The organism is Polaromonas hydrogenivorans (assembly GCF_040105105.1).
GTDB lineage: Bacteria > Pseudomonadota > Gammaproteobacteria > Burkholderiales > Burkholderiaceae_C > Polaromonas > Polaromonas hydrogenivorans.
In genome coordinates this window covers 70,748-96,079 of the sequence record NZ_CP157678.1, presented here as the reverse complement: position 1 = coordinate 96,079, position 25,332 = coordinate 70,748, and the positions used below count along the sequence as shown (strand labels likewise).

Sequence of the window (25,332 nt, the reverse complement as noted above, 5' to 3'; positions counted from 1 at the left end):
ACGTTGGGGTTTCATTTCTTTTAACGGCTAGCAGACGCTATCTGGAAATTAAAACGTGTGGCGAATGCCAACAGCAGAGGTCAGGACCTTGGTGGTCGTGAATGCTGCTGTCGTGCCGCTTTCACGCTTGGTGTTGATCACGGCAGCATACGCGGTCGTGCGCTTGGACAGGTTGTACGTGCCGAGCAGGGTGAAGCCAGTGCCCTTGAGGGCGGCCAGGCCAGCGGCGCCTTCGCTCTTGGCGCGGCTGTAACCGGCTGCCAGGGCAGCAGCACCAAACGGTACGCTCACGCCGAGTTGGTATTCCTTGTCTTTGCGAGTATTGCTCTTGGCAGTGTTGTAGCCACCGGTCAGATTGGCAACGCCGAAGTTATAGGAAGCGCCCAGCGAGTTGTACTTGCGGGTATCGGTAACGGTAGTAACAGGAGCTGGTACACCCGTGGACGTGCCGAAAAAGTTGCCGCCGGCGACTTGTTTTTCGCGCTGGTGCGCGTAACCCACCAGCAAAGGGCCGTTGGCGTACTTGATGTGCAAGCTGGCGCTGTTTTCAGCATCGGTCGTAGCGGTCTTGTTCTCGCCAAGGCCGTAAACGACTGCACCGCTGATGCCGGCGAAGTCTGGCGAGGTGTAGGCAACGGAATTGCTGGCACGGACCTGGTAATCCTGAACGCCAACGCCCCACACGCTCGCCGTGGTAGCAAAAGTGGGGGAGTTGTAGATGTTGTTAGTTATGCCGCGCAAGGTGTCGTAAGCGGTGGTATGACGACCCAGGCTGACGGTACCGAAACCGCCTTTCAGGCCGACGAATGCCTGACGGCCAAACAGGGTGTTACCTTGGGGAGCAATGGTAGCGACAGCGCCGGTGGAAATATCAAAGGCGCCTTCCAGCGTGAACACTGCGGACAAACCGCCGCCGAGGTCTTCAGCACCGCGCAGGCCCCAGCGTGAACTGCTCAGGCCGCTGCCGTTGACCACGTTTTGGCTGAGTCTGGTTTCTGCGGCAGCGCCAACCTGGGTTTTGGTGGTGACTTGACCAACATAAGCATCAGCAACGCCGTACAGGGTTACGGTAGATTGGGCGTGTGCAACACCGGCCATTGCACCGAGTGCAGCCAGAGCGATAAGGGTCTTTTTCATCGAGAATTTTTCTAAGAAGGCATCGTCATAGCGCGCGGGATCGATTTCGACCAAGTTGGTTTGCCGCCAACGGGTGGTGGTGCGATACCAGGGTTGCGAGTTCATTAAAGCGTCTCCAGTTAAAAATATTTGATGTCGACCCAACGGTGCGAGCCACGCTTCGGCCATGAGTAGAGTCATGTGCGAGGTGTATAGGAAGTGTAGGAATGAATCCGCCTTGTGGACCGGCCAAGGGCGCCGCGACGTCCACATAGTGGCCACTGCGTGATAGACTGCACTGAATGGCAAGGCCTCCTGGTACCCAGCTCATTGCGCGCAGCGCCCTTTTGTTGCGGCTGATCGCCAATTCCAATCATCAAGGCGCCCGGCTGGTTGACCTGACGCTGCATTCGGGCCTGGAGCGGCCAACGGTGCGCCGCATCCTGCAGGGGCTGGTCGCCGAGGGCCTAGTGCGGCAGCAAGCTAACGATCATCGCTACCTGCTTGGCCACCTTACTTACGAGTTAGGGCTGGCCGCCGCCCGTGGCATCGACATGCCGGCCATCGCCGCGCCCTCGCTCGACCGCATCGCGCGGGAAACAGGCGACACGGTGTATCTGGTGCAGCGCAGTGGCCTTGACGCCGTATGCATCGACCGGCGCGAGGGTTCCTACCCTGTCAAGGTGCTGACCATCGATATCGGTGCCCGCCGTCCGCTGGGCGCTGCCGTCGGCGGGCTGGCGCTGTTGGCCAGCTCACCGCCTGATGAATGCAGTGCGATCCTTCGCCTCAACCAGAGTCAGAACGCGGCTTACGAAGCGCTGTACGGGATGACTCTCGAACAGGCCGTGTGCGACGCCCGCCAGCACGGCTTTGCGTTGATGCCTGTCAACGTGCTGCCCTACCTCAGCGGTGTCGGCGTCGCCATTCCCGCCGCGGCCGGCACACCGCACACGGCGTTGAGCGTTTCGGCGATCTCGAGCCGGTTGATGGACAACGATCGCTACCTGGCGGTGGCAAGAATTCTGCGGGAAGAGGCAGCGTCGATTGCAGCGACCTGTCGTGAATCCGGTCGCTGACCCCGGGGGGCCGGGGTGCCGGGGTGCCGGGGTGCCGGGCGAGGAGCCTATTGATCCGGCCCAATGAAGTATGAACTTTATTGAATTTTCTCTATCGAAGAAAGATGGAAAAAGAAAATGCAAGAAAGCAGACGCTGGAGTAGCTTCACGAGCGGCGCAAGCAAGTCCTGAGGCTGCATAAAAGGGCAATGGGCGTCATGCAAATTGTCTCCATGACGGGTTTGAGCTACCCGGCTGTGCGCAGTTGCATCGACCTGTTCGTGGAGGGCGGCTGGCCAGCAATACGACCGGCCTTGCGTGGGCGCAGTCAAGGTCTGGGGCGCACCCTGAGCCAGGATCAGGAAGACAGCCTTCAGCGCAGCATCATCGATCAACGCCCTGAGCAGTTCAAGATGGATTTTTTCCTGTGGAGCCGGACGGCCGTAGGCCAACTCATCGAGCAGGAGTACGTACCGAGGATTGGCCAAAACGAGCCTGCAGCATGTGGCAACAGCCGTTGCCATGAATGTCGAGCGGATCACGGCATGGCTTACCGGCCAGCCTCGGGAGAAAACACGAACATCGCGTTTCGCCCGACTGGCAACATGATCCATCAATTCGCCAACAGTATCCCTGAATTCTGGATAAGGAAGGAGTCAGTTCACAGCCAGGGGGTTCCGAGAGTCCCATACTGCGATGCGAGGCTTGACCGGAGAAAGGCAATACGCCACGATGCCGGCCATGAGGTTGACGGCAAAGTTCGAGAGTGAACGATGGCGGGTATGTTCAATCTGGCACAGGTTCTTGAGCTCATCGAAGACCGTTTCCACCAGCGAGCGTTTGCGCAGCAGCACCTGGTCAAACTCGGAATGCACGACCGCTTTCATGTTCTTGCGTACCCGCGTGACCAGATCGATGCCCTTGTCCTTCATCTTGTGCGAAAACTCCTTGCCCACGTAGCCCTTGTCGGCGTACAGGGTGCCAAACAGGTTTGAGGTGATGGTCAGCAGTCCCTTGCGGTTCAATTGACCTTACCAAGGTGACCTTGATGGCCAACAACTCGCCGCGCTGGTTGATGACCGCGTGCAACTTCAAGCCATAAAACCACCCGGTGGACGATTTGCCGCGCTGGGCAATGCCCTTGAAAACCTTATTACGTTGGATACGCAGGTTGTCGCAAACGGCCAGCGGCGTGGCGTCGGCAATTGACAAGCCCGTGCATGTGCCCTTGAGCGTCTCGAACAAGGCCGCCAGCACCACCGCGCAGCGTGGCATCAGCGCCACGAAGCGCGCGTAGGACAGCCGGCGGGGAAACTCCGCAGTCATGAAGCGGCACACGATGCCAGCGTAAAACGCTTTGAACTGCCGGCCACGCATCGTGTGAAACAGCACCACAATCGTGGTCATCTCGGACAGCGACATCGCGCCTGTGCGGCGGCGGCGCTGTTTGTTGCTGCTCTCGTCGAGCATGTACTGCTCCAGCAGCGTAAGCGTCTTGGCACGGCACCTTGACCGCGCTGCCGATTCAGGATTGCCGTTGCCAGCGGTGAGGCAGTAGTTCGTCGATGCGAGAGTTCATGTGGCCAGGCAGCCTGCTCAGCACGTCCTTCAGATAAGCCCAGGGGTCATGGCCATGCAGCTTTGCCGACTGCAACAAACTCATCACGACGGCGGCTCGCTGGCCGGCTAGTTCGCTGCCGGCAAACAACCATGCCCGGCGCCCCATTGCCCATGGCCGAATCAGATTTTCGAGATGGTTGTTATCAATCTGGACGTTGCCGTCGGCCAGATAAGTGGTCAGCGCTTCCCAGCGGTTCAGGCTGTAGTCAATCGCTTTGGCCGTGGCACTGCCCTCGGGCACGCGTTGCCTCTCCCGCTTCAGCCAGGCGTGCAGATCCTCGCAAAGCGGCTTTGCGCTCGATTGCCTGATAGAGAGTCGATCTTCGGGCGACAAGCCTTTGACCTGGCGCTCGATCTGGTAGAGCGCGGCAATGCGCTGTATCGCCTGCGTGCCCACCGGACTCAGGCGGTCCTTGACCAGTTCATCAAACTTTCGGCGTGCGTGCGCGAAACACGCTGCGCCGACACGGGTCTGCTGCTTGAGGACTTGGTCGTATACCCCGTATCCGTCGGAGATCAGCGTGCCCGACCAGCCCTTGAGAAATTCAAGCGGGTACTTGGCCCCTCGGCCCAGGCAGAACTCATAAACCACGCCTGGAGAAACATCAAAGCCGCTTCGAGCATAGGCCCAGATGTAGGCCCTTTTGGTCTTGCCCGCACCAGGGTCCAGCATGGCCACCGGGGTTTCGTCGGCATGCACCACCGCGCAGTTGAGGACAAACTCCCGGTGCGCCGCATACAGGGGCACAAGGGCAGCGCCTGCCTGGCCAGACCACGATGCCAGCGTGGAGCGCGGCGTGTGAACGCCAGAGCGGGCGTTGATTTGTTCCTGCCGGTAATACGGAATGTGATCGACGAAGCGGCTCACGGCAGTGTGCGCCACCAGACCCGGCCGTGGGCATGCCCTTGTCAATGATGTGCGGCTCCACCGGCTCTTGTACCAAGGTCTGGCAGCACTTGCAGGCCCACTTGCCGCGGATGTGGCGGTGCACGAAGAATTCGGCTGGAATGATGTCCAGGCGCTCGCTCACGTCTTCACCGATACGCACCATGGCCTGACCGCATCCGCAGGTTGTGTTCTCTGGCTCGTGGTGGTGCTCCACACGTTTGAGGTGTTCTGGCAGGGCTTGACGTTTGGGCTTGCGGCGGGCGTCATGCTCGGTGTCTGCCGTGTCGCCAGAATCCTTGGCAGCCGCCTTCAGTGCTGCAAGTTGTGCTTCCAGATCCGCCTGGTCGGCCGCCAGCGTTTCTTCAAACAACTGGCGCTGCTCGGCATTCATGCGCTCGGTCTTGGCATCAAATCGCCAAGCCTTCAGGCGGCGCAGCTCAAACAAGATGCTCTGGATACGCGCTTCCTTGAACTCGATGGCCTTGGCCTGCGAGTCAATTTGCTGGCTTTGCTGGCCAATGTGCTGGAGGACCTTGGCCGCCAACGCTGCAGCGGCCTCAGGGCCCAGACCGACGAAGTCCTGAGCGCTGAGGGTGTGCACGTTGAGCATGCTGTCATTGTGCAAAAGGCGCACAGCGATTGGAACTAGGGCATCTGCCAATTGCCCTGCGACACCGGCTGCGCCACAGTCGTCACAAGTGCGTAATGGTCTGCATTTGTTCCAGCCGACTCCAGGGAAGGCCGAGCACCAGCGCATCGAATTGCGGCTTGGTCAATGTGATGGATGTCGCCATATCGGCACCACCGCGTGGCCATTCAAAACCACCCTGATTGAGCCGGCGCGCCGCACACCACAGGCCGAAGCCATCGTGCAGCAATAGTTTGATGCGGTTGCCACGGGCGTTGGCAAACAGGTATCCATGGTGGGCCTGGGCAACCCCGAACACCTGCACCACCCGGGCCAGCAAGCGCTCCGTTCCCATGCGCATGTCGATGGGAGCCGTTGCCAGCCATAGCGCGTCGATGCGGATCATCGCAGCCACTCGCGTAGCCAGGCCGCGCACTCTGCCGCGGCAGCAACGGGCCAGCGCACTTCAATAGTGGCGGCGCCTCGGCGCAGTTCCATATGAATGTCCGGCAGCGCGGATGCGGCCTGCTGTGCACAGGGCAAGGCCAGTGCAACGAAGCCGGCACATTCGGGCCTGCCGTCCGCCGGCGCCTGGCGGGCCTTGCGGCGCCATTTATGCACGAGATTGGCGTTGAGCCCATGGGCCAGTGCGATCGCTGCGACGGAAGCGCCTGGCTGGCTGCATTCGCTCAAAACTTGCGTCCTGAACGCCTCGCTGTGAGGCCGTCGGGCAAGCGTTTTGGAGTGTTCCATGAGGTGTCCACTTGAGTTCTTGGTGGACACCATCGTCGCCTGGCTACGCTACTGATTCAATATGTGATGACCAGCCGCATACAGTTCAATTGCCTGGGGCCGTTCAGCGATGCGAAGCCCGAGGCGTGTCAGGAGCTGGCGTACATGGCGGCCGACCCTGCGGGATTGGAAGCCGCGATAAAGAACCCCGCCCCTTGGGGCGGGGTTCTTTATTTCCCGGCAAGTCCCTTAGGATCGGGGATGGTCAAACGGGCGGGCTAGGAATCACCCTGACTGGCAATAGTCGTACCCCACGTAACTCGGGAATTTTCCCTTGGCATTTTTTGCTAGTCAGAGCGGAGCCGCTCTAGCCCCGGTACCAAGCACTGATGCGGGCGATCTGGTCGCCGGCTTCCTTGGCGCGCCCAGCGCGCCACAGAGCTTGACTAGGTCAGCCGGCCGAGGCACGGCCGAGCTCGGCAGGCGAAGCGTGCTGGACTGAACCGTGCAACGGCCTTTGTCGAAACCCAGCTCGAGCGGCCCGAACAGCCGTTGGCGCACCCCCCTTTCGGGATACGAAGCCCGCGTAGCCGTTGTCCGCCACATCGTTCAACTGTCGGCGGTACTCGCCCAAACCGGCCATATAGAACATCACTGTGTTGGGTCTGCCGGGGGTGTTGGCGCCGAAGATCCACGACTCCGCCTTCGGGAACAGCGTCATGTTGGCGATCTCCCGGCAGGTGTTGGTCCAGCCGTCCTCTGCCTCCCGAGTGGCTTCCACGACTGGGAGGCCGGCCGAGTGCACCTCCTTGATCAGGTCGCAGATCCACTCGACCTGAGTTTCGATCGATGGCGGCAAGTTGGTGAACGGGCCGTTCGGTCCCAGGATCATGAACATGTTCGGGAAGCCCACGGTGGCAATGCCGAGGTAGCTGGTGGGCCCGTTACTCCAGTGCTCCTTGATGGGTTCGCCGCCGCGGCCGCGAATGTCTACCCGCGTGTAGTTCCCGTCGACGGCCTCGAACCCGGTCGCGAATATCAACACGTCGAGCGCGTGCTCGACATCGTCTTCGGTTCGCACGCCCTGCGGCGTGATCTCGGCGATCGGGTTCTCCTTCACGTCGACCAGTTCCACGTTGTCACGGTTGTACGTCGCGTAATAGCCACTGTCGCATAGCGGTCGCTTGGCGTACAAGTCCTTGGGCATCAGCTTGAGTGCCGTCGCGGGGTTCTTGACGATCTCGGCAATCTTGGCCTTGATGAAATCCTGGGCGCACTTGTTCGCCTCCTCGTTCGTCGCGATGTCGGCGAATGTTTCGAACATGAAGCGGAAGCCTCCACCGAGGTCCCACGCTTTCTGGAAGATCGCCTTACGCTCCTCCTCGGAAACGCTCATAGCAGGCACCGAGCTTTCCCTGAAGCCGAAGGCGACGGTTGAGTCCTTCACCTGGTCCCAAATCTCGTCGTAGTACGTTTTGACTAACTTGACATATGTGGGGCTGACAGGCCCGTTGCCAACCGGGACGCTATATTGAGGCGAGCGTTGGAAGACAGTCAGGTGGCCGACCTCGGGCGCGATCGCGGTGATGACCTGGATACCGGTGGAGCCGGTGCCGATGACACCGACCCGCTTGCCCTCCAGGCTCACGCCTTGGGGCCAATTGCCCGTGTGGTACCAATCGCCCTGGAAGGACTGCAGGCCCTTGAAGTCTGGAACATTGGTCGCCGAGAGCAGGCCAAGGGCCGTGACGATGAACTTGGCGGTATAGCTTTCGCCGGTGTCGGTTGCGACTTCCCACAGGTTCGCGGACTCGTCGAAATGTGCCTTCGTGACGCCCGTGTTGAGCTGGATGTCGTCGCGCAGATTCCACCGGTCGGCGACATATTCGAGGTAGCGCAGAACCTGCGGCTGCGTGATGTAGCGGGTGTTGAAGTCCCACTCCTGCAACAGATCTTTGTCGTTGGAGTAGCAGTAGACGAAGGTCTCGGTGTCGGAGAGGGCGCCTGGGTAGCGGTTCCAGTGCCAGGTGCCCCCCACGCCGCTGGCCTTGTCGAACAGGCGGACCTTCAGCCGCAAATCGTCGCGCAGCTTCCTCAGCGCGTACAGGCCGCCGAAGCCGGCGCCGACAACGATGGCATCGTAGTGATTCGTGTCTCTCATGATCTGTTTCCTCGTCTTGTGACTCGCCGTTGCGGGCGTGCTGGTCTGGGTTGAATGAAGCGGGCGATTACCGGAGCCTGTCGTGAGCCCTCGGATGTCCTTTGGATCTGATTCGGCAAGGGTCAGAGACGCTTGAACCACTTCGCAACGCGGCGCATTTCGTCGTCGGCCTCTGGGACCTGCCTGCGAGGAGCGGATACACGTGCTGCATGCCGTCCACCACCGAGAGCATCACGTCCACGCCGGCGGCCTTGGCGATCCGCGCCAGGTCGGTGGCGTTGTCGAGCAGCGTCTCCGCCGAACCGGCGGTGACGTAGAGGCGCGGGAAGCCTTTGAAATCGGCCTTCAGCGGGTTCGCCAGCGGGTCAGTGCGCGAGCCCTTCTCGCCCAGGAACATGCCCGACATGGCCTCGAGGACGGGCTTCTTCACCAGCGCGTCGGAGGCGTCGTTGCTGGCCAGGGTCGCGCCGACGTGCTCCATGTCCAGCCACGGCGAAAAGGCGATCACGGCGCCCGGCAAGGCCACGCCCTGGGCGTGCAGCTGGAGCACCGTCGAGATGGCCAGATTGCCGCCGGCGGAGTCGCCGCTGGTGGTGATGTCTTGCGCCTTGAAGCCCCGTGCGAGGAGTTGGCGATAGACCGCAGTCGCGTCCTCGATCTGGGCCGGGAAGGGATGCTCGGGCGCGCGCCGGTAGTCGATCACGAAGGCGGTCACGCCCAGGTGCTTGGCAAGGTGGCCGGCGAGCTTGCGGTGGCTCGATGCCGAGCCGACCGCGAAGCCACCGCCGTCCGTGTAGAGGACGACCTTCGAAGTGTCGGCGCCGAGGGGAAGCGCCCATATACCGTCGACCCCGGCCAGCGTCTCGGACTTGTAGGTCACGCCCTCGGGTTCCCGCGTGGGCTGGTGCCACTCGTCGAACAGGCTGCGCAGGTCGGCAATGGTCAGCGCCGAATTCGCCGTCATGCGGTCGGTCCAGCTCTGGTACAGGGCACGCAGGGCGTCCGATTCAGATGATGTCTTCATCGTGGAGTCTCCTCATGTCGCGAGTGATTATGTGACGGAATCTGGTCGATGTCGAACATGGGTCTTTTCCAACGAGGTCTGAGCCTGGAGGGGGCTGGGTGGGGCGCGGCTCTGGCTGACGGGCAGCTGGTGTGCGAGGTGGTCGATCATCGAACGGATGGTGATCGACATGAACGAAGCCCAAGTGCGCACGATCGAGCAGGTGCGCCAAGTGCTTGATGGAACGCAGGCATTGGAGAGCCGCATAGAAGAGGGGCATGTGATGCGTGATCATGTGTGCGTATTCCGGTGAACGTGACCGCTGATTCCGGCAACGTGACCGGCATTCCGGCGAACGTGACCGGGGGTCGGTGTTGCGCGTTTTGATTTTATGCCGGCCCGCTTTCCCGGCTGTTTTGCCCTTCTGTGGAATTGAATTTTTTGAACGAATAGGCCCCTGCCAGGCCGCCGGAGGCCCCCTGGCCGTGGGGGCCTACTTGTCGGCGATCCCTTTTGCGGGCGGGTTTTTTTTACGCAGCGATTCGCCCGTGAGCGTGAAGCGGTGATGGTTTTGCATGAGCCGATCAAGCATGGCATCGGCCACAGTTTGGTCACCTATCCACTCGTGCCAGTGCTCAATGGGCAACTGGCTGGTAATGACGGTGGCGCGCTGGCTGGCCCGGTCGTCAATGATCTCCAGCAGATCGGCCCGGGTTTGACTGTCCATGGCGGCCATGCCCCAGTCGTCGAGCAGCAAGACGTCCGTGTTTTTGAGCGTGTCCAGCCAGCGCGTAAAGGTGCCGTTGGCGTGGCGAATGCGCAGTTCCTCGCCCAAGCGGGGAACCCGCAGGTACAGCGCACTGTGGCCACGCCGGCAGGCATGCTGGGCCAGCGCGCACGCCAGCCAGGACTTGCCCGCGCCGGTGGCTCCGGTGATCAGCACGGCGTGCCCGGCATTGACCCATTCGCCCAAAACTAGACTCATCACCGCGCTGCGTTCAATGCCCCGGGTGCTGCGGCTGTCCAAATCTTCTATGACCGCTTGCGGGTATTTGAGTTTGGCGGTTTTGAGCAATCGCGCACAGCGCCGGTCTTGCCTGCCATGCACCTCCCGGTCGACCAGCAAGGCCAGCCGTTCTTCAAAGCTCATGGCGCCGATGCCGCTTTGCTGGAGCTGGTGCTCCAGCGCCTGGGCCATGGTTTCCAGGCGCAGACTGCGCAGTTGATTCAAGGTGGTGTTCATCATCATTTTGGAATTCTCTGTAAAGGGTTTCATTGGTAGTAGTTCGCGCCACGCACGTGGGCGTGTGCGGGCGATGTCCACTCTGGCGTGGTGCTCGCTTGCAGCAGGTCGCGCCGGTTGAGCAAGATGTCGCGGATGTGGGTGTATTTGCTGGTGCCCAAGCTCAACGCCAAGGTGCAGGCCGCCTCCAGCCTGGCGTCGCCGTAGCGTTTGGAGAGGGACAGCAGGCCCAAACAGGCGCGGTAGGCGTGCTCGGGATGGGGTTGGCGCTGCAGCATCTTTTGCACCGTGGCCGCACAGGCCACCCCAATACGCGCGCCCCAGGCGATGAGCCGCTCGGGCGTCCACTGCGCCTGGTGCTGGTGGCGCTCGGGCAGGTGTTCAATCACGGTGGTAAAGCTGCCTTTGTGGGCGCAGCGCATGTGGCTGGCCACCCGGTTGCCACGGTGCAAGACTTCTACCGCATGGGCGGTGACGCGCAACTCCAGCGCCAGGCCAACCAGGGCGTTGGGCACGCTGTAGCGGTGGCCCTCGAATTCGACGTGGCTGTCGATGTGCACGCGCACCGTCTTGAAGACCGCCCATTCCCAGGGCTGCAGCGGCAGGGCCATCAGGGCCGGTGCGTCGATCTGCGCGAACACGCTGGCGCGGCTGCCGGGCAACTTTTGAAAGGCACGCTGGTTGAGCCAGTGCAGCAAGGGGGTGATGGCGTCGTTGACCTCCTCCACGCTGGTGAACTGATGCTTGCGCAGGCGTGCCAGGATCCAGCGCTCGACCAGCAAAACGCTCAGCTCGACCTTCGGTTTGTCCTGTGGGTGATAAGCGCGCGCAGGAAGCACACTGCAGCCGTAGTGACGGGCAAAGTCCTGCACGCTGTCGGTCAGCAGCGGCTCGTAGCGGTCGGCCTTGGTCACCAGGGCGCGCGGGTTGTCGGGGATGATGAGCTGGGGCACGCCGCCATAAAAGGTCAACGCCTGCGCGGTGGCGCCCAGCCAGTCGCGTGCCGTCTGCGCGGGCGTAGCCAGGCAAAAGCAGTAGCCCGACACGCCCATGGCCGCCACAAAGAGGTTGGCGCGGCCAATTTCCTGCCCGTGCACCCTCAGGGCCAGCGTCGGGCCGGCATAGTCGATGAAGAGTTTCTCACCGGCGCGGTGGACCTGGCGCATCGAGCGTTTGAGCCGTTTGGCAAACTGGCGGTAGTTCTCGCAAAACTGCGAGTAGCGCCAGGGCTTCAGGGGCCAGTCCGCACGGTGCTCGTCGCCGACCTGGGCGCAGTATTCCTCCCACAGCAGCATGAGCGTCACACCCTTGCGGCCAAGCTCCTGGTGAAGCCGCCCGAAGTCGGCTTGCGCATAGGTCTGGCTGGCGCGAGACGACGCCAGCAGGCGTCGCTCCAGCGCGGCTTCGTCCAGGGCTGAAATGGCCGGCCAGTCCAGCCCGGCGGCGACGGCCAGGCCCACGTATTTGGTGACGACACCTTTGGAGAGCCCCAGGGCACCGGCGATTTGTTGATGGGACTGTCCACCCTCGAATTTCAGACGCAGGGCGTCTTTGAGTTTGCGCATATTGATCCTTAAGGCGGGCATGTGTCTCTTTGCAAAAAGCATCGAAGCTACACGCCACGCCGGGTTTCGTTCATGCGCAACACCGTGCCGACGGCGTATACCGCCGTGCCGACTGTCGTGACCAAAGACATCGGTCACGTTCGTCGGAATCAGCGGTCACGTTGCCGGAATCCCTCCGGTCACGTTCACCGGAATGTCGGTCACGATCCCGGAATCACCGGTCACGTTGGTCCGGAATACTCACATGTGCACATGATCATTGCGATACCGCCGAAATATGCCGTGTCGCAAGTCGTGGGCTATATCAAGGGGAAAAGCGCGATGCATCTGGCGCGGGTGTATGGGGAGAGCAAGAGGAACTTTACCGAGCAGAGCTTCTGGGCGCGAGGGTACTTTGTCTCCACGGTGGGGCGGGATGCGCAGGTGATCCGGAACTACATGAGGGTCGGCCGGGATTCCGACGGAATCCGGCGTTTTTCAATCCAAGCTGTTGTTCTGATTGGTAAAAGTGCCTGCGTGGCGCGACTGCAAGCCGCATTCTTGACTCGGCCGGATCGCTGAGCGCTATGGCCCAGCCTGCTCTGCACGATGGCGCTTGACGATGGCCAGCACCGTGTTCTTGCTGATGCCCAGCCGCAGTCCGATCTCCCGGTACGACTGCCCAGCAGCCACCAGTTCAAGCGCACGCCGCGCGCTTGAACTGGTGGCAATGCCCGAGCGCACGCGCTCGCGCAGCAGATCCCGCTCGAATTCGGCCAGAACGGACATGAGCGACGCGATGAGCTTGCCTTGCGGCGTGCCCAGATCGAACTGCAGGCCTGGTTACGTCAAAAAATGCCGGATTCCGTCGGAATCCCGGCCGACCCTCAGCTTGGCTTTCAGTTCTTCATGCTCGAGGATTTCCCGCGCCAGGTTCCATGCGATCTGAGGCATCTCCCTTGAGTTGGTTGATGTAGGCGGTAAAAGCCATTTCTCGAACGTTGTCCAGGGCGCACCCATACGCGCGGCCAGAGCCTTTTGGGACAGGCCAAGGGCAGTCGCTACTTGGCGCAGGTATTCCTGTTGGGTCGCCATCAATGGCCTTTATCCATGTTGAGCGCATAGAACTCATGCAGTTTGGCCTGCAACAGTTTCTTGTCTGGTAGCTGGGTTTGGTACTGCGCAACCAAGGCCGGCGAGAGTGATCGGCTTAAAGCGTACTCAACAACCTCATCGTTTTTACTTGCGCACAGCAAGACACCAATGGCCGGGTTTTCATGCGCCTTGCGGTGATCGCGGTCCAGAGCCTCAAGGTAGAAATTGAGTTTGCCCAGGTGTTCGGGTTCAAATCGAACCACCTTCAGCTCGATGGCAACCAAACAATTTAACCCTCGGTGGAAAAACACAAGATCAAGTGCAAAATCGCGATCACCCACTTGCACAGGAAACTCAGATCCAACGAAGCAAAAGTCTCGCCCCAATTCCAGTAAAAATGTCTTGAGACGGGACAACAAGCCTTTGTGCAGATCGGATTCACTGTGACCTTCTTGCAAGCTCAGAAACTCCACCACGTAGCTGTCTTTGAAAACGGCTCCAGCATCCGGGTGGGTGAGTGTCACCAGCGGCGAAACTTTTGATTTATTCAGAACAATGCGCGCAAACAAGGAAGCGTTGAACTGGCGCTCAAGCTCGCGCTTGCTCCATTTTTCCCGAATCGCCATGCGCAGGTAGAACTCTCGCTCTTCTGGCCGCTTGCTTTGCCCGAGGATGATCAGATTGTGCGTCCAAGGCAATTGTGTCACCAGTGGTGACACTTTTTCATCATCCTTGTAGGCATCATAAAACTGACGCATTCGAAACAAATTGCGACGTGTAAAGCCTTGAAGACCCGGCTGAGTCACTGCAAGATGGTCAGCCAATTGATCGACCACGCCATCACCCCACTCAGCGGCAGCAATCTTCCGGCTGATGATGCTCCCAACCTTCCAATACAGGTCAATGAGTTCGGTGTTGACGGCCTGGTAGGCGCGTTGGCGGGCAGCTTCGATAAGCTGAACAATGTCACCAAATACTGAATCTACTTTTGAGGGTGCGAGAGGTCTGTTTCGGCTTGGCATAAGGTCGCCCATATTACTTCCCATTGGGTAGTGTGTCAATTGGCTTTTGAAGTCAAGAAATGGCGTTTGAAAACATGTCGTTTAAGACATGCATGGCCCTCAATGCAGTCAAAACCCGTGCGCGCTTTTGACGAGCATGATGATGTCCGGGACGCTGCGCCCGGGCTTGTCCACGCCCATGCTCATCGCCATGGCCCGGCAAAATAGGTCCAGCACGTAGTAGAGGGTAGCGGCGGGCACGGGCACCGGGTAGACGGCCGCATGCTCACCCGTGACGATCACCAGGCCGTCCGCCTGGCGGCGCACCTCGAGAAACTTGTCGCGCCCCGCGCCGTGGTGGCCAAAGCGCACCGAGGGCGTGAGGCCCATCAAGGTGGCGATGACGGCGGGCATTTCCTCGGGCGTGAGCTGGATCACCAGCTTGCGCTCCCAGGCGTAGCCCGCGCCGGCGCCAAGGGCATGGGCCGAGTCGATGCTGACCACGTGCACGCCCATAAAATCGCGGCCCCGGCGGTGTGGGGTGACCTCCAGCGTGTGCGCGGCCGACTTGCCGAACAGGCGCAGGCGCAGCCGGGGTTCTTCCGGGGAGTGCCCGGCGCTGGCCGCGCCGGAGGAGTTGGTAAAAGGCTCAGGCCGCTGGCGCTCGAAGCGGGTCGGCAGCACGGGCAGGGCCCCCGACGGGCTTGAGGCGGACGCGGCCGGCATGTCGTCCATGGGTTTCCCCTCCCAGCCGGGCGCATGGCCATCGGGCGAGCTGTCATCGTCATCGGGCCAGGGGAAAAATGGCTTGTCCACGGCCATGTCTTCATGGCTGTCTGGTCCGGCCTCTTTCGGCGGGTCCTCTTCAGCTTGACTGGGTCCTATGGGCAACACGGCGGGCAGCAAGGCGCGCAGCGTGTCCACGTCCGCAGGGTTGTCTACCAGCTGCGCGAGGCGTGGCTGCATGTCCCAGCCTTCTTCCCGCAGCTTCAGGCCGCAGGCGAACAGGCCGGCACTGGTGAAGGCCAGGCCGTGACCTTGGAGCTGGCCCAGCAGGGCAGGGCGCGTGCAGGCTGCGGCCCAGCTGAGCAGACTAAGGTCGCCCGGCTGTTCCCGTCCACGCGCGGCTAGAAGCAGGACGCTTTCAAGCCTGTGCCGCTCGTGCGTCCCCAGCCGCTCCATGAAGCCGGCGAGCCGCGCCGGATCGGGCGCGGGCGTGCCGCGTGAGGCGCACACCTGCCGCCACAGCCGCTCCAGGCCTGAGCCATCGCTCTTTGGGTTTCCCAGTGGATGCATTACGGCGCCTCAGAGCGGAAAGGGCTGCACGAGGTGTGCGCCCAGGCGGCTCATGACGCTGGCGTCCTTGAAGCCGCAGCGGCGCTGGATCTCGGCCAGCGGCACGCCGGCGTTGAACCACATCGCGATGCAGGTGTTGCGCAGCGTGTTGGGCCCCATGTGGGCGAGAGCGCCCGGATCGAGAACGCTGTGGGGCATTGGGTCGGCCAGCAAGCCTTTTTCCACCAAGCAGCGCGCCAGATGCGCCTGGCAGATGTTGTACAGACCGTTGGGCGCAATGGCGCGGCCAATGCGGTCGCCCACAATCAGGCGGCTGCCCGGATGCAGGGCAGGAAGGCCCGCCGGGCGCACCTCGAGCCAGTCGTGCAGCGCACGGCTGGTCTGCAGGTCGAGCAGCAAGGCGCGTTCGTGCCCGCCGCCCGCCTTGCGCACACACAGGGCGTACAGGGGGGCAGACCCGGCAGGACTCCCAGGCGAGTCCGCGCAGGGCTTGGCGCAGTCCAGCGTCAAGCCGATGATCTCGCGCACGGTGAGGGCCGCGCGCATCATGAGCAGCAGCACCAATCGGTTGCGCCGGGCCTTGAAGTCGTCGCTGCCGGGAAAGTTGTCATAGAGGCCTTCGTGCAGCGCGGCCCACATGGGGCCGGACAGCGCCAGCGAAGGCACGCGCTCGGTGGCCGGCGGTTGGGCGCCCTCGGCCGGATTGGCCTCTACGAGGCGGCTGGCCAGCGCATGGTCGTACAGGTCACGCAGCACGCGCCAGTAGCGGCGCCGCGTGACGGGCGAGGTTTTCTTGAGGCTCGAGCGCGGGCCGATGGCCTGGCAAAACCTGTCAATGTCCGCGCTGCGCGCGGCGTCCCAGGCCAAACTGTGCACCGTGCAAAACGCCAGCCAGTGGCGCCAGACCAGCGAAGCTTGCGTCAAACCGGCCGCGCCCATGGGTTTGAGGTCGGTGCGGGCCAACCGGGCAGACCGCCAGGACGCAAAGAACACGTCCGGGTCCGAAACAGGCACGTCACTCATTCAATAACCCCATCTAAATTGAATTTACAACAAACCCACCCCACAAATCATACCCGCCCCATGCCAGCCCCTCTTAAAAAGCCAAGCCCGACTTCGGTTTTCCTCATTCCCCCTTCGCTCCCCTCAAGGCAGGGGCGGGGGAAGTTGTCCAGGAGGGTAGCCTGCGCTGGCCAAGCTTTTGCAGCCGATGCACCCGGGCCGCTGAGGAGCGCAGCCGCCCGGGGGTTTGCTCTCCTCGGGCCTCCTCATCTTTCTTTCTCGCCTCGAGCGGGGGCGGGGAGGTCGGACAGGGGGGAGAAGTGCGGCTGATTGACGGGGTTGGGTTGTTGGTAGATTACATTGAATCGAGATGCTTCTTGCTCCATGTGCAGGTCAGGTTCGAAGGAAGTCGTTCAAAGGGCTTGGAGGCGATGCTTGCCGTAAACGCAATTAAAAAGCCGTTATACCAATCCCGACAGAGAAAGAACCAAAGTCAGTGATCGGAGTCTGACCAGTCTTGGCTCTCGCAGGAGGTTACGAAAATGTTATCTCAGCACATCATTGATCAGCTGCAGCCCTATGACTTTGACCGTCTGGCCCACAAGGAAAAGGATGGGCGCCGCCGACTGCGATTGATCGCGCTGGCGCACCTCAAGGACGGCAAGAGCTATACCGAAGTGGCCGCTGCATTGCGCTTGACCCGTCACGCCGTCATGCGCTGGGTGCAGTGGTTTAGCGCTGGCGGCGTGGCCCGTCTGGCCGGCATGCCGCACGACTGGAGTACGCAGCGCCTTGCCAAAGCACAGGAAGAAGCGTTTCGCCAGGCCGTCGAACAACTCCAGTGCGAACGCGGCGGTGGGCGGGTTCGGGGTAAAGATATTCGCCAGTTGTTGGACCGGCAGTTCGGCGTTGCCTACAGCTTGAACGGTGTGTATGACCTCATGAAGCGCTTGGGCATGGTATGGATTTCGGCCCGCGCCGTCAGTCCCAGTGCCGATCCGGTGGCACAAGCCGAATTCAAAAAAAAACTTCGTCCAGGAAGTCGCAGCAACGCTGCCCCCGAGCATTGCGCCTGAGCAAGTGGATGTTTGGTTTCAAGATGAAATGCGCATTGGCCAGCGCGGCACGCAAACGCGCCTGTGGGCGCGCAAGGGAACGCGGCCCCGGGTGGTGCGCCAGCAGCAGTCCGAATCGGCATACATCTTTGGCGCCGTCTGTGCGCAGCGCGATACGGCTGTTGGCCTGATCCTGCCGCAGGCCAATACCGAGGCGATGACCCTACACCTGCAGGCCATCAGCGAGGCCGTTCCTGCGGGGCGCCACGCGGTGCTGGTGCTCGATCGTGCAGGGTGGCATACCACCGCCAAACTGCCCCAGTTCTCCAACCTCTCATTGCTGCCGCTGCCCGCGGGTTCACCCGAACTCAACCCGGCCGAGCAGGTGTGGCAGCAACTGCGCGACCGGCACCTGGCCAACCGCTGCTATGACGGGTATGAGCAGATTGTGGATGCCTGCTGCGACGCTTGGAATGCCTTCACGCAAATCCCTGGTGCCATCCGCTCTTTGTGCTCCCGCAGCTGGGCAGTGCTGCCTTCAGCTTCGGTTATCTCATGACACGGGATTGGTATTACACCAAGACGCTCGAAGATCACAGGCATCTCATTTGTTGCCTCCGCCATGCTTTGCGCATTCCATTGTTGGGGTAGGGCGTTTACTTTATGGCTGTGGTAAAGACAGTGACTGCGTGTCTGTGCAGGGTCAATAGCAATGCCTATGGCGGGTCAATCTGTGCACATGCTATCGCTGATAGCATAATTTGTGTACACTAAGATTCACATTCTTTCGAATTTAAACCATAGGCAGGACCATGGAAACCACCAAAGTAGGCATTCGGCAATTCCGTGCCGGCATGGCCGAGTTCATCGCCTCGAGCACGCCCGTGGCCGTCACGCGCCATGGGCAAACCGTTGGCTATTTCATCCCCACGCAAGGCCAGGCAGATGCCGACATCGCGGCCCTGAAGCAGGCGAGCCAGGTGCTCGACCAGCTGCTGGCCACGCAGGGCGTTGACTTGGACGAGGTGGTCGCGGAATTCAAGGCCGTGCGCCAACAGGCGCCCGCCCGCAAAAAGCCCAAGGCTGGGCCAGCATGAATGGCAAGGCGATCGTCCTTGATGCCAATATCCTGATCCGGGCCGTGCTGGGCCAGCGAGTGCGCCAGCTGCTGCTTGAGCATGCCTCAAACGTCAAGTTCTTCGCACCGGACGTGGCGTATGCCGATGCGCGCAAGTACCTCCCCGCGCTGCTGGAAAAGCGTGGCATCAACGGCGCCGCGGCATTGACCGTGCTGGACACGCTCGAAGCCATTGTCCGGCCCCTCGAATTTGACCTGTATGCTGGCCTGCAACATCAAGCCCTTCAGGGGTTCGGGGTTTAGGGAGCAGCGGAACGCAAAACCCAGTTAAGACCGTGCTCGTCGCATTGGCCAATGCGTTTTGCCATAGGAGAAACCGTGCACAAACCTTCCTTTGCGCAACGATGACTGAAGGACCGTCCATCAAGGCATTGTGTGTTGCACAAATGTATTGCAAAATAGAATCCATTTGCAATAGGTTTATGCACTAATGCTCATTGGCTACGCACGCGTTTCAACCCAGGATCAGGAAACGGCGGCACAAATTGCCGCGTTAAAAACAGCCGGGTGTGAACTGATATTTCAGGAGAGAGCCTCGGGTGGCCGGTGGGACCGGCCGGAGTTGCATCGCCTGCTCGGGCAGTTGCGCAAGGATGACGTGCTGGTGGTCTGGAAGCTGGACCGCCTGTCACGCTCTCTCAAGGATGTGTTGAGCCTGATGGAGAAAATTGCTCAGGCGCAGGCTGGCTTTCGCAGCCTGACCGAAGCGATTGACACCACCTCTGCCGGCGGCCGCATGATGATGCAAATCGTCGCAAGCTTTGCCGAGTTCGAGCGCGCGATGCTGCGCGAGCGCACGCGCAGCGGTCTCGATGAAGCGCGCAAGCAAGGCAGGCTTGGGGGGCGACGCCACAAGCTCAGGCCCGACCAGCAAGAAGAAATCGTGAGCCTGGTCCACACGGGTCAGAAAACCGCAGCAGCAGCGGCCAGGCTCTTCAACGTCCATCCCGCGACCGTATCGCGTCTTCTGCAGCGCAGCAAAATTCCTTAACCGAATACCAAGGGACTTCCCACTTCCCGGTAACGGCATCAAGTGCCAGGATTGGCGTGTTGGAAAGTCAATCTGTAACCACTTTGGAAGGAGAAGTCCCATGAGCAACATTACACGAGTCGGCGTTGATTTGGCGAAAAATCTCATTCAGGTCCATGCCGTGGACCTGGCGGGCAAAGTGATAACGAATCGAGCCATGAAACGGGAAAATTTCCTGCAATGGTGCGCCCAGTTGCCCGCAGGTTGCCTGGTGGCGATGGAAGCGTGCACCGGCGCGCATCACTGGTGCCGCCAGTTGCGTGAGCGCGGCCTCGATGCCCGCATGATTGCGGCGCAGTTCGTGGCGCCGTACCGGACTCAAGGCAAGAGCGGCAAGAACGACGCCAACGATGCAGCAGCAGTTTGCGAAGCCGCTTCGCGCCCGCACATGAACTTCGTGCCGCCCAAGACGATAGCCCAGCAAGGCATGCTGTGTGTGCACCGATTGCGTGAAGGACTCAAGGAGGAGCGAGTCGCCTGCATCAATCGCATCCGTGGGTTGCTGGCCGAGTTCGGCGTGGTGTTGCCGCAAAGCCCAGAGGTGCTACGCCAGCATCTGAGCGACCTGATTGAGGATGCGGGCAACGATATTGCCAGCATGGCCCGGCTGGTGCTGCAAAGGGCGCAGGAGCACTGGCAAGAGCTCGACGAACATCTCAAATGGTGTGACCAGCGTATCGCTGCCCACCAAAAGGACGACGAGCAGGTCCAGCGTGCGGCCGAACTCAAGGGCATTGGCCCCGTTACGGCCTCAGCGGTCGTGGCAACGGTGGGCGACTTCAAGCAGTTCAAGAACGCAGCGCAGTTCGGCGCCTGGCTGGGCTTGACACCGCGCCAGCACTCCAGCGGTGGCAAGACATCGCTGGGCAGCATCACCAAGCGAGGCGGCACGTACTTGCGCACCCTGCTGATTCAGGGTGCCAAGTCCGTCGTCCTGAGGGGCCTGAACGCCCAGGACGATGCCATTACGCAATGGGTTCAGCGCCTGCGCGAGCGCAGTGGCTGGCAAAAAGCTGTGGTGGCCCTGGCCAATAAAAACGCCCGGATTTTGTGGGCAGTCATGACCAAGGGCGAGCGTTTTGATGTTCACCACATCAGCGTCAATCCTTCAGCCGCGATGCCTACTGGCGCATGAAAACCGTGGGAGCCATTGGGGCACACCACCCCTAACAAATCATCATTTCCTTGCAAGACGTGAAATCGAAGATGCTTTGGACAGGTCAGACCGGCAGCAGGCAAGCTCGGGTAAAACCATGTGGATTCAGTGGATGCCACGGTAACTGAATGGAGCCCTGCTGAGCGGTTGGTATCTGGGGCCGCACCAAGTGCAATAAGCCCGGCAGTAGATGTGCAGTCTGTTCCTCGTTCCATGCCCGCGGGTTTGCGTCAGCCGCAAGGAATACCGTCACCAGGAAGAAATTTCACGCCACCCGCACTTGACTCCGTGGGAAGTCCCAGTAGTGTTTTACGTTCCATTGCTCCCTAAACCCCAATACGCCTTCTCGCATCGGATCGCCCGCCGTAAACTCGGCCAGCAGCACGCCAAAATTCTCATCGAGCGCAGCAGCGCTGTGCATCAATTGTTTGCGTCCACCGCCTTTTTTCGAACCCGGCCTTGTGCCGGGTCATCAAGCAGCGCCAACTCCGTCAGTCCGCGGCGCACGGTCTTGGCATCCAGGCCAAACAGACTTGAGATGGCGCTGATGCCGCCGCTCCCGAGCTTGGCCGCCTCTATCGCCGCGTAGCGCCGACGGTCCTTTTCTGACAGCGTTGCGAACAGCCGCTTCATCTGTACCTCAATGTCCTGCCTGTAACCCGTCTGTGTGCTCATTGCTGGATTTTATGTAGCCCCCCGCCTGATTCTTCAAAAACCAATCGGGCAACGCCCAATTTTGATCAGGTCTGGGAAGTTATTCCTAGCCGCATCCTAAGCATGGCCAGCATCTTCTTTTGCGGCGACATGCACGGCAGCTTCGCGCACATCATCCAGGCGGTCCATGACCACCAGCCCGACGCCATCGTGCTGCTGGGTGACCTGCAGGCCCCGCGCCCGTTGGAAGTCGAGCTGGCCGAGATTCTGGGCCGGACCGAGGTGTGGCTGATCCACGGCAACCACGACACCGACAGTGAAGCCGACCACGACCACCTGTTCGGCTCCAGCCTGGCCGGGCGCAACCTGCATGGGCGCGTGGAGACGGTGGCCGGCGTGCGCATCGCCGGCCTGGGCGGCGTGTTCCGCGGCAACGTCTGGTCCCCGCCCGGTCCCGCGCACTTCACCTCCCGGGAAGACTTCGTGGCACGCGGCGGCAAGGGCAACCGCTGGCGAGGCGGCTTAGCGCTCAAGCACCGCAGCACCATCTTTCCCGCCGACGTCGAGCGCCTGGCCAAAGAGCGCGCCGAGGTGCTGGTCACCCACGAGGCGCCGAGCAGCCATCCCCACGGCTTCGCGGCGATTGATGCGTTGGCCAGGAGCTTGGGGGTGGACAAATCCTTCCACGGCCACCACCATGACAGCCTGGACTATTCAGGCACCTGGCACGCGCTGGGCGTGCAGGCCCGGGGCGTGGGCTTTCGCGGCATCACGGACCTGGACGGGCGGGTGATCCGGGCGGGTGACTATGACGACAAGGCCAGGCGGTAATGCAAGTCTCTACATTTAGTCAAAGAAAACTTCTTTGAGCATGTTCGTGCAGTGCGCGATCGCCGCCACCACATGCGGTATGGACTGCGCCACCTCGGCTTCACGCTCAATGACAAACTCTGCGGTCAGTATCAAGCGCTGCAACCGCTCATGGGGATCAGCCACCTGGCAGACCTTGGCAAAAATAGCCCTTGCCGGGCTGAGAAAAATGACTTTTGACCGCACAAGTCCAGCGCCAATACATCCTCTGGAATGTAGGCCGTGGTGTTGACCACATCAAACGCCGGCGCCAGTCGGCAGTCGCTGGTGGTGGGGTCGGTGTAGAGCATGCCAAAATTCTTCAAATGCGCATCGCCATTGCCCACCACGCACGACAGCGCTACCATGTCGAACAGCGCCTGCAAAGAGCGCGTGACATGGGGGCCGGAGGCAAAAGCCTCGACCAGTTTTGCCACATGGGTGTAGCTGGTCTTGTATTTCTCGCGCGAGGAAAATCCTGCCAGCACCGCCATGTCTTCAAACCCGATGGGCGTGCCCTCAGGCGTGCGGTCGAATCGCTGCATGACGAACAGCTCTTTGTTTTTTGACAAATGGAACTCTGGCACCACCAGGCCTGACTCCTTGGCGATACTCATGCAGACAAACTCGTTGGCCGCCAGACCGGGGTATTCCTCGCGGCCACTTTTCACGATCAGATCCGGCGTGAGCACCGTGGCTTTGGATTGCATGGGCTCCATCGCCTGCGGCACCAACACCTTGGGCTGCACGCCAGAGATGCCGGTGCGGTAAATGTACTTGTCCACCAGTTCGGCGAATAGATTTTCAGTGCCATCCCAGGCCAGGATCTCGTTCAAACGCTCGCCACGACCCTGTTGGCGGGCCAAGGGGTTCACAAAATCTGACTGCACTGCAACGCGGCCAATGGGCGACTGCCCGCCGGACAGGGCCAGCAGCATCATGGGCTCCAGATTGACGATTTTGGCCAGCCGGTTTTGCAGCTCTTCAAGCAAAAACCCCTCGGGCAAATTCATCTGGAAGAGGGGATGCAAAGTGGCATAGCCGTATTGCGCCTTGCGCACTGGCATGGTCAGGCTGACGGCTGCTGCCGCATTGGCCGTTTGGTAGCCAAACAAATACCGGCTCTGCTCGTGGCTTAACTCACCGGCATCCCCCTGGGGCGTGGTCACACGCAGCTGCTGGGCGCTCATTGAAAATCCTTCAGTTCATCCAGAGTGGGCCGGGTGCGGGGCAGCAGGGTCAATTCAGCGCCCAGGGCACTGGCCAGCCTGGCGTGACTCTCGATGGCGACCGAACTGCGACCTGCTTCGATGGCAATCACCTTGAGCCGCGTCACCCCGGCCCGATGCGCCAATTCCTCTTGCGTCAAACCCCGGTTCGTGCGCATGGCTTTGAAGGCTTGACCGAGCTTTTGCAGATGAAATGATTGATTCATGTATCGATTTTAATACTTGTCATAAATAAAGTATGGCATACGATACATATTTTTGATGATTAAAGTGTATTGCGCACCCGCGCCGCCTGCTTGTCGGCCAGGATCAGGGGTGGTCGTTGAGGCGGGTCCCTTGGGGTTCAAACTAGTGTCGCGTCATGAGGTAGTTGTCGGGTAAAGCCGTTTGAGCTTGACGCGGGCATCCTTGGTCGTGAATTGCCAGTTGACTTTGGCCTGAAGATTGTCGCGGCGGCTCTGCCAGGCAGCGACTTCGCTTCGCACCGTCTCGATGCTGTCGATGCGCCGGTCCAGGCACTGGCCCACCATGACGTTGATCTCGATCTCGGCCATGTTCAGCCAGCTGCCATGCTTGGGTGTGTAGACAAACTCGAAGCGGTCCCACAGCGCCTTGGCCTGCTCGGGGGCAAACGCCTCATACAGTGAGCCCGGCGTGTGCGTGTTCAGGTTGTCCATCACCAGGGTGATGCGCTCGGCGTCAAGGTAGCTGGCCGCGATGTCCTGCAGAAACACGGCCCAGTCCAGTTTGGTTCGGCGCTCTGTGACTTTGGTCAGGCGCCGCCCGGCCAGCGGCTCGCTGGCCATGAACACGTTGCACACGCCGCAGCGTTCGTATTCGTAGTCATGGCGCTCGGGCCGGCCGGGCGCCGCCGCAATGGGCTCGCGGGTCTCGCGAATCAACTGCCGGGGCGTCTCATCCATGCACACCACGGGGTGCTTCGCATCGTAGGGCCGGCTGTAGATGTCGAGCACCTTTTCCATGGCGGCCACGAATGCGGCGCTGGCCTGCGGGGCAATCACCCAGCCGACTTTCCTCCAGGGCTTGAGCTCGTTTTTTTGAGCGCCCGCCGTACCGTCTCATGAGACACGCTGTCCACCAATTCGAGCTCGACCAACCGATCGGCCAGCAGCCGCAGCGACCAGCGGGCCTGGCCTTCGGGCGGCGCCGAGCAGCTCAGGGCCAGCAACTGTGCTTCCAGGCGGCCATCGATCTTCAGGTCGTACTCGCACTGCGAGGGTTGGCGGTTCAGGGTCAGGTCCAGGCCTTCGAGGACAAACTTCTTCTTGATCCGATCGACCTTGCGCTCGCTCACGCACAGCATGGCCGCGATGTCGCAGGTGCGGGGCCGCTCGGTGCGCTCCCCGGACTGGTCGCAGTTGAGCAGTATCAAGGCATTGATAACCTTGGACGCCGCGTGCGTGCCTTTGCCTGCGATGGCTTGCAACTCGGCTCTTTCCTGCTCCGACAAGGTGACTTTGTAATGTTCCATCCCTCATTGTCTGCGTCAATTTACTCATGACGCGACACTAGAACCTGCTCGACATACCGTCGCCGCCCCAGCAGGGCCCGGGGTGTGGGCCTGCGCGGCATCACGGACCTGGACGGGCGGGTGATCCGGGCGGGGGACTATGACGACTGGTGTTATGTCAAGCTGGAGTGTTTGCAGCATTGAACCACTGGCTGCAATGCAGCGTAAGCGGGTCTACAGAAACTAAAATTTCTCGCCCGATACCCGACATTGGTATCAGTAGGTCGTCCGCCAACATTGTGCCGACTATCTTGATTAAAGGGACACCTGCGAGTGACCGCAACCCGACATTCGGCATGCAG

Annotated in this window: 24 protein-coding genes and 6 pseudogenes; 11 read left to right on the top strand and 19 right to left on the bottom strand. The window is 61.0% G+C overall.

All coding sequences use genetic code 11. The features are described 5' to 3' along the window. Positions 1–48 precede the first annotated feature (48 nt). Positions 49–1,242 carry a porin gene (locus ABLV49_RS24315; RefSeq protein WP_349283062.1) on the bottom strand — a complete coding sequence of 398 codons (1,194 nt, stop codon included), beginning with the start codon at positions 1,240–1,242 and terminating at the stop codon, positions 49–51. Positions 1,243–1,418: 176 nt separating this feature from the next. Here ABLV49_RS24315 and ABLV49_RS24310 point away from each other — a divergent pair, with 176 nt between their 5' ends. Then, a complete protein-coding gene (locus tag ABLV49_RS24310; protein ID WP_349283060.1) occupies positions 1,419–2,195 on the top strand; it encodes an IclR family transcriptional regulator in 777 nt (258 codons plus the stop codon). 104 nt (positions 2,196–2,299) lie between these two features. After that, positions 2,300–2,644, top strand: a pseudogene (locus tag ABLV49_RS24305) (helix-turn-helix domain-containing protein); the annotation flags it as partial. Between the two features lie 186 nt (positions 2,645–2,830). On the opposite strand, the pseudogene ABLV49_RS24295 reads toward ABLV49_RS24305, so the two are convergent. From ABLV49_RS24295 to ABLV49_RS24270, 6 genes and pseudogenes are all read right to left on the bottom strand, one after another. Then, positions 2,831–3,659, bottom strand: a pseudogene (locus ABLV49_RS24295) (IS982 family transposase). A 40-nt stretch (positions 3,660–3,699) separates the two neighbouring features. Then, positions 3,700–5,293, bottom strand: a pseudogene (gene tnpC / locus ABLV49_RS24290) (IS66 family transposase). Positions 5,294–5,375: 82 nt separating this feature from the next. Beyond that, positions 5,376–5,717, bottom strand: a complete 342-nt coding sequence (tnpB, locus tag ABLV49_RS24285; RefSeq protein WP_011798487.1) for an IS66 family insertion sequence element accessory protein TnpB — start codon at positions 5,715–5,717, stop codon at positions 5,376–5,378. Next, positions 5,714–6,064: an IS66-like element accessory protein TnpA gene (tnpA, locus tag ABLV49_RS24280; RefSeq protein ID WP_349282713.1), complete on the bottom strand. Its 351-nt coding sequence runs from the start codon at positions 6,062–6,064 to the stop codon at positions 5,714–5,716. The genes tnpB and tnpA (ABLV49_RS24280) overlap by 4 nt, the downstream gene beginning before the upstream one ends. 430 nt (positions 6,065–6,494) lie before the next feature. Beyond that, positions 6,495–8,204 (bottom strand): flavin-containing monooxygenase, encoded by a 1,710-nt coding sequence (locus tag ABLV49_RS24275; protein WP_349283057.1) that lies wholly within the window; start codon positions 8,202–8,204, stop codon positions 6,495–6,497. A gap of 67 nt (positions 8,205–8,271) precedes the next feature. Then, positions 8,272–9,228: an alpha/beta hydrolase gene (locus ABLV49_RS24270; protein WP_349283055.1), complete on the bottom strand. Its 957-nt coding sequence runs from the start codon at positions 9,226–9,228 to the stop codon at positions 8,272–8,274. Positions 9,229–9,397: 169 nt separating this feature from the next. Here ABLV49_RS24270 and ABLV49_RS24265 point away from each other — a divergent pair, with 169 nt between their 5' ends. After that, the gene (locus ABLV49_RS24265) at positions 9,398–9,520 is read left to right on the top strand and encodes a hypothetical protein (RefSeq protein ID WP_349283053.1); all 123 of its coding nucleotides are present in this window, start codon (positions 9,398–9,400) and stop codon (positions 9,518–9,520) included. 180 nt (positions 9,521–9,700) lie between these two features. Here ABLV49_RS24265 and istB read toward each other — a convergent pair whose 3' ends face one another. Continuing rightward, positions 9,701–10,456: an IS21-like element helper ATPase IstB gene (gene istB / locus ABLV49_RS24260; protein ID WP_349279989.1), complete on the bottom strand. Its 756-nt coding sequence runs from the start codon at positions 10,454–10,456 to the stop codon at positions 9,701–9,703. Positions 10,457–10,479: 23 nt separating this feature from the next. Continuing rightward, complete coding sequence (istA, locus tag ABLV49_RS24255) at positions 10,480–12,036, bottom strand: IS21 family transposase (protein ID WP_349278157.1); 1,557 nt, start codon at positions 12,034–12,036, stop codon at positions 10,480–10,482. 222 nt (positions 12,037–12,258) lie between these two features. Here istA and tnpA (ABLV49_RS24250) point away from each other — a divergent pair. Further along, positions 12,259–12,477 (top strand): annotated as a pseudogene (gene tnpA, locus ABLV49_RS24250) (IS200/IS605 family transposase); the annotation flags it as partial. A 102-nt stretch (positions 12,478–12,579) separates the two neighbouring features. Here the strand turns inward: tnpA (ABLV49_RS24250) and ABLV49_RS24245 are convergent. From ABLV49_RS24245 to ABLV49_RS24225, 5 genes and pseudogenes are all read right to left on the bottom strand, one after another. Continuing rightward, positions 12,580–12,834, bottom strand: a pseudogene (locus ABLV49_RS24245) (recombinase family protein); the annotation flags it as partial. 3 nt (positions 12,835–12,837) lie between these two features. Continuing rightward, entirely contained in the window at positions 12,838–13,089 is a 252-nt protein-coding gene (locus ABLV49_RS24240; protein WP_349283049.1) for a hypothetical protein, read from the bottom strand. Then, positions 13,089–14,111 (bottom strand): PDDEXK nuclease domain-containing protein, encoded by a 1,023-nt coding sequence (locus ABLV49_RS24235; RefSeq protein ID WP_349283071.1) that lies wholly within the window; start codon positions 14,109–14,111, stop codon positions 13,089–13,091. The genes ABLV49_RS24240 and ABLV49_RS24235 overlap by 1 nt, the downstream gene beginning before the upstream one ends. A gap of 108 nt (positions 14,112–14,219) precedes the next feature. Further along, positions 14,220–15,386: a hypothetical protein gene (locus tag ABLV49_RS24230; RefSeq protein ID WP_349283047.1), complete on the bottom strand. Its 1,167-nt coding sequence runs from the start codon at positions 15,384–15,386 to the stop codon at positions 14,220–14,222. Between the two features lie 9 nt (positions 15,387–15,395). Continuing rightward, positions 15,396–16,409: a tyrosine-type recombinase/integrase gene (locus ABLV49_RS24225; protein WP_349283045.1), complete on the bottom strand. Its 1,014-nt coding sequence runs from the start codon at positions 16,407–16,409 to the stop codon at positions 15,396–15,398. Between the two features lie 521 nt (positions 16,410–16,930). Here ABLV49_RS24225 and ABLV49_RS24220 point away from each other — a divergent pair. From ABLV49_RS24220 to ABLV49_RS24195, 6 genes are all read left to right on the top strand, one after another. Then, on the top strand, positions 16,931–17,464 hold the full coding sequence (locus ABLV49_RS24220) for a helix-turn-helix domain-containing protein (RefSeq protein WP_349276815.1): 534 nt from the start codon (positions 16,931–16,933) through the stop codon (positions 17,462–17,464). Beyond that, the gene (locus ABLV49_RS24215) at positions 17,379–18,002 is read left to right on the top strand and encodes an IS630 family transposase (RefSeq protein WP_349276506.1); all 624 of its coding nucleotides are present in this window, start codon (positions 17,379–17,381) and stop codon (positions 18,000–18,002) included. The genes ABLV49_RS24220 and ABLV49_RS24215 overlap by 86 nt, the downstream gene beginning before the upstream one ends. Positions 18,003–18,255: 253 nt before the next feature. Continuing rightward, positions 18,256–18,540 (top strand): type II toxin-antitoxin system Phd/YefM family antitoxin, encoded by a 285-nt coding sequence (locus tag ABLV49_RS24210; RefSeq protein WP_349283043.1) that lies wholly within the window; start codon positions 18,256–18,258, stop codon positions 18,538–18,540. Continuing rightward, the gene (locus ABLV49_RS24205; protein ID WP_349283041.1) at positions 18,537–18,824 is read left to right on the top strand and encodes a PIN domain-containing protein; all 288 of its coding nucleotides are present in this window, start codon (positions 18,537–18,539) and stop codon (positions 18,822–18,824) included. Before ABLV49_RS24210 ends, ABLV49_RS24205 begins: the two co-directional genes overlap by 4 nt. Positions 18,825–19,011: 187 nt before the next feature. Further along, positions 19,012–19,572: a recombinase family protein gene (locus tag ABLV49_RS24200; RefSeq protein ID WP_349283039.1), complete on the top strand. Its 561-nt coding sequence runs from the start codon at positions 19,012–19,014 to the stop codon at positions 19,570–19,572. 100 nt (positions 19,573–19,672) lie between these two features. Then, complete coding sequence (locus ABLV49_RS24195; RefSeq protein ID WP_349283037.1) at positions 19,673–20,746, top strand: IS110 family transposase; 1,074 nt, start codon at positions 19,673–19,675, stop codon at positions 20,744–20,746. A 286-nt stretch (positions 20,747–21,032) separates the two neighbouring features. Here the strand turns inward: ABLV49_RS24195 and ABLV49_RS24190 are convergent, their stop codons facing one another. Both ABLV49_RS24190 and ABLV49_RS24185 read right to left on the bottom strand, forming a co-directional pair. Beyond that, positions 21,033–21,188 (bottom strand): hypothetical protein, encoded by a 156-nt coding sequence (locus ABLV49_RS24190; protein WP_349283035.1) that lies wholly within the window; start codon positions 21,186–21,188, stop codon positions 21,033–21,035. Further along, positions 21,188–21,442, bottom strand: coding sequence for a hypothetical protein (locus ABLV49_RS24185; protein WP_349283034.1), 255 nt, complete (start codon positions 21,440–21,442; stop codon positions 21,188–21,190). The genes ABLV49_RS24190 and ABLV49_RS24185 overlap by 1 nt, the downstream gene beginning before the upstream one ends. Positions 21,443–21,544: 102 nt before the next feature. Between ABLV49_RS24185 and ABLV49_RS24180 the strand changes: the two genes are divergently transcribed. Beyond that, positions 21,545–22,252, top strand: a complete 708-nt coding sequence (locus ABLV49_RS24180) for a metallophosphoesterase family protein (protein ID WP_349283032.1) — start codon at positions 21,545–21,547, stop codon at positions 22,250–22,252. 15 nt (positions 22,253–22,267) lie between these two features. Here ABLV49_RS24180 and ABLV49_RS24175 read toward each other — a convergent pair. The 3 genes and pseudogenes from ABLV49_RS24175 to ABLV49_RS24165 all read right to left on the bottom strand — a co-directional run bounded on the left by ABLV49_RS24175 (position 22,268) and on the right by ABLV49_RS24165 (position 24,991). Beyond that, positions 22,268–23,460 (bottom strand): annotated as a pseudogene (locus ABLV49_RS24175) (type II toxin-antitoxin system HipA family toxin). Beyond that, positions 23,457–23,705 (bottom strand): helix-turn-helix transcriptional regulator, encoded by a 249-nt coding sequence (locus tag ABLV49_RS24170; protein ID WP_349283031.1) that lies wholly within the window; start codon positions 23,703–23,705, stop codon positions 23,457–23,459. Before ABLV49_RS24170 ends, ABLV49_RS24175 begins: the two are co-directional and overlap by 4 nt. 153 nt (positions 23,706–23,858) lie before the next feature. After that, positions 23,859–24,991 (bottom strand): IS630 family transposase gene (locus ABLV49_RS24165; protein ID WP_349281966.1). Its coding sequence is split into 2 segments (ribosomal slippage): positions 23,859–24,559 and positions 24,559–24,991, totalling 1,134 coding nucleotides; the frame shifts between segments, so codons are not numbered across the junction. Between the last annotated feature and the right edge of the window lie 341 nt (positions 24,992–25,332).